At 61.0% G+C, this 2,968-nt stretch carries 4 protein-coding genes; all 4 read right to left on the bottom strand.

The window, feature by feature from the left end; genetic code table 11:
• Window positions 1–246, bottom strand: a 246-nt coding sequence (locus tag VJV58_RS09415) for a hypothetical protein (RefSeq protein ID WP_324137070.1), incomplete at its 3' end; no start/stop codon positions are given.
• An 11-nt stretch (window positions 247–257) separates the two neighbouring features.
• Entirely contained in the window at window positions 258–1,514 is a 1,257-nt protein-coding gene (locus tag VJV58_RS09410) for an ATP-grasp domain-containing protein (protein WP_324137069.1), read from the bottom strand.
• A gap of 13 nt (window positions 1,515–1,527) precedes the next feature.
• A complete protein-coding gene (locus VJV58_RS09405; RefSeq protein WP_324137068.1) occupies window positions 1,528–2,151 on the bottom strand; it encodes a hypothetical protein in 624 nt (207 codons plus the stop codon).
• Window positions 2,148–2,968 (bottom strand): pyridoxal phosphate-dependent aminotransferase (locus VJV58_RS09400; protein WP_324137067.1); only part of this gene is annotated, 821 nt, incomplete at its 5' end. The genes VJV58_RS09400 and VJV58_RS09405, both read right to left, overlap by 4 nt.

The raw sequence follows: 2,968 nt of genomic DNA, 5'->3' as shown, positions 1-2,968 counted from the left end.
CTCGCGGCGGGCGTGGTACTTGACGATGGAGCCTTCGATCTCGCTGTGCTCGCCGGCGTAACGCACATACGGCACAGCAAACAGAAGGCGGGATTCGTCCTGCTGCTGCAGCACGTCCTCGTTCGACAGCATGTAAGGCAGGTTAGCCTCGCCCTCGATGGCGATCAGAAAGCCACCGGCCTGCGCCTCCACGGCGTGGGAGTGGGCATCGTGAAAACGGGGAATTTCAGCGTTCATTTCGGACATCTTCGGTTGCATCAGGCAGGGGAAGCCGGAACGAGCGCGGATTCGACCGCATCGGCATAGAGGCGCCGTTCCGCCGACATCACGTTCTCGATGGTGAGATCGGCCCGTGGCGCGACGAGCACCTCGAAACCATAGCGTTCATTGTCGGTGTCGATATGGGCAATGTTGAGGCCCGTCCGCAGCCGCGCCCGCAGATTTGCGAGCGAGCGGATGCTGCCGGGCAGATATTGCATCAAGTTCGCGTCGTTCTTCTGCCAGATCCCCGGCGAGGGATCGTAGAAAAAATACATCGAAGAGCGGTCGGACGGAATCAGGCCAGATCTGATCGTCGCGCCGCGCAGCACGTCGCCGTAGCGCGACAGATAGGCGCCCGGAGCATCCGACAGAACCGAAACAAGATGGGTCGCGATATAGCCGCTCGATCGCGCAGCCATTTCAACCGGCACGAGCCGTCCGTCGCGCGCCTCCATAACTTCGAAATGCCCGAGCGTAGAATTGAGGCCTAGTGCCCGATAGCAATCCCCGGCAAAGCTCGCGATGCGTTGGAGGCGCTCACGCGGAACATCCGGCGGGTTGTAATGAAGCTTCACCGCAATGCGGTTCTTGCCGGTGTTGGCCGTGTGGTACTTCTTGGAGACGCCCCACACTTCCACGTGGCCTTCGGCATCCCCGATCATCTCAACGGTGTATTCCGTCCCGTCGATATACTCTTCGGCAAGAGCCACGCCGTTCCAGGCCGCTCCGGCGGCACGCTGGAAAATCGCGGCCCAATCCGCGCCGCCGATTTCATCCGCTTCAACCACGGTGATGCCGCGGGAGCTGGAGGCATCGGCCGGTTTCACGATCAGCTTGCCGCGAAAGTCCCGCGCGAAGGCCGCGAGATCGGCCGCGGAGGTGCAGGCGGCGTACTGCTTGCCCAACAATTTCGCATCTGCCCATGCGGCACTCATCGCGGGCTTGTCGCGCGCCCGCACGAGCGCGTCTGCCGGCGGGCGGGCGAGACCTTCGGCTGCGTTGATGCGTGCAACGGACTCGGTTGCCACATCGACGGAGGTGTAGGCAAACCGGATCTTCCCGGCGATTTCGCGAACCGCCGCCTCGACCTCCGTAGCCGCCTTGATGTCCAGCCGGATATGCCAATCGCACGGGATTGCGGGCTTCTCGTTCCAGTCCACGATGGCCAGTTTCGAGCCCCACTTTGCAGCGAGTTCGCAAAAGCCCGCATTGAGCTCGTTTCCGCCGAGAAGGACGATCCAGGATTCTTGCACCGAAAAGCCCCTGCTATCGCCGTTGCCCGCGCCACGCGGCAGCGAAATATTCGAAGAACGCGTAACCGTGAAATACCATGAAGAATGGCGTCAAGGCTTTCAGCCGCGCTGCCGTAAGCGCCGGATCGAGATTCACAACGCCGTCCTTCTTGTATTCCACGACATCGGTAACGAATGACGCCGCCACCCCTTTGCGCGCCTTCGTCCACAACCGCTCCAGCAGGGTGTGGAGTCGATCCGCATCGTCCTGGCCTGGAAGATCCGCAATGCTCCAGCTCTTGTTGAGGGTTCCGAACGTGACGTACCAATCGGCCGCGGGAAGCAGATCGAGGTTGCGAAAAGCATCGAACTCGACGATTTCGCAACCCGTTGCGCTTCGCGCTTCGGCGGCAAATTCCGGCACGGCTTCGACGCCGATGTACGAAATGTCGAGACCGCATTCGCGAAAGAAATTCGCGAGATCGGCGATGCCGCAGCCGATATCGACAACGACGTCACCTGGCTCTATCGGCAGCAGCGATAGCGGCTGAAATCGGGCTCGCGACTTCCAGTCGGCTGAGTCTCCCCACATGGCCCGGTAACCGAGCCCGAACTCCGCGATACGCGCCCGGTAAAACCGGAGCAACTCATCGTTCATACGCGCTCCCGCCGCTGGAACAGCGGCAAGTCCATCTGCCTGAGCCGGCTCCTCAGCTGGCCGGAGTCGATGGCCGGCTTCTGCAACGCGCGTTTGATCCGCCGCAGTGCATCGTGGATGCGCTCTTCGCTTTCGGTGCCCACCGAAACGCGGAGAAACCGCTCGGTGCTGGCGCCATAGGCGACGCCGGGCACCACGCCGATGTGCTCACGCAGCAAAAGCTCAAGCGCCAGATCGAAGCCGCTATTGGGAGAATCTGCGAGCGAGACGAAGAAGTAGAACGTGCCGCCGCCGGGAAGGTACTTGACACCGATCTCATCCATGAAGGCCGCGATCCGGCCGCGCGTCTCCACTAGCGCGCGAATCTGCGGCATCGTCACATCGATGATCCGATCGAAATATTCCGCAACGTAGTAGGCGAGCATCGATGGCGCGCAAGTGATGAGATGCTGATTGAGCTTGAGGATCCTGTTGAGCAGATGCTTCTCGGCGAGCACGTAGCCGATGCGGAATCCCGACATGCCAAGATTCTTGGAAAGCGAGTTGACCACGATCACGCCGTCCAGATCGGGGACCAGCGCCGCCAGAGATTTGAATTCGTGCGTTTCGCGCACGAAATCGCTGTAGGCTTCATCGACCAGCAGATAGACGCCCCGTTCGCGGCAGATCCAGTAAAGGTCGCGAAGCTCGGTCTCGGTGTAGATCCGTCCCGAAGGGTTGTTCGGATTGTTGAGGATCAACACGCGCGTGCGCGGTGAAAAATACTCGGCAAAGCCGGAAATCGGCACATCGTACCGGATGAATTTCGGCGTGGCAT

Origin of the sequence: Bradyrhizobium sp. (genome assembly GCF_035273305.1) — a bacterium.
Classification (GTDB): domain Bacteria; phylum Pseudomonadota; class Alphaproteobacteria; order Rhizobiales; family Xanthobacteraceae; genus Bradyrhizobium.
The sequence above is the reverse complement of the archived record's forward strand: the minus strand, read 5'-3'. Positions and strand labels throughout refer to the sequence as shown.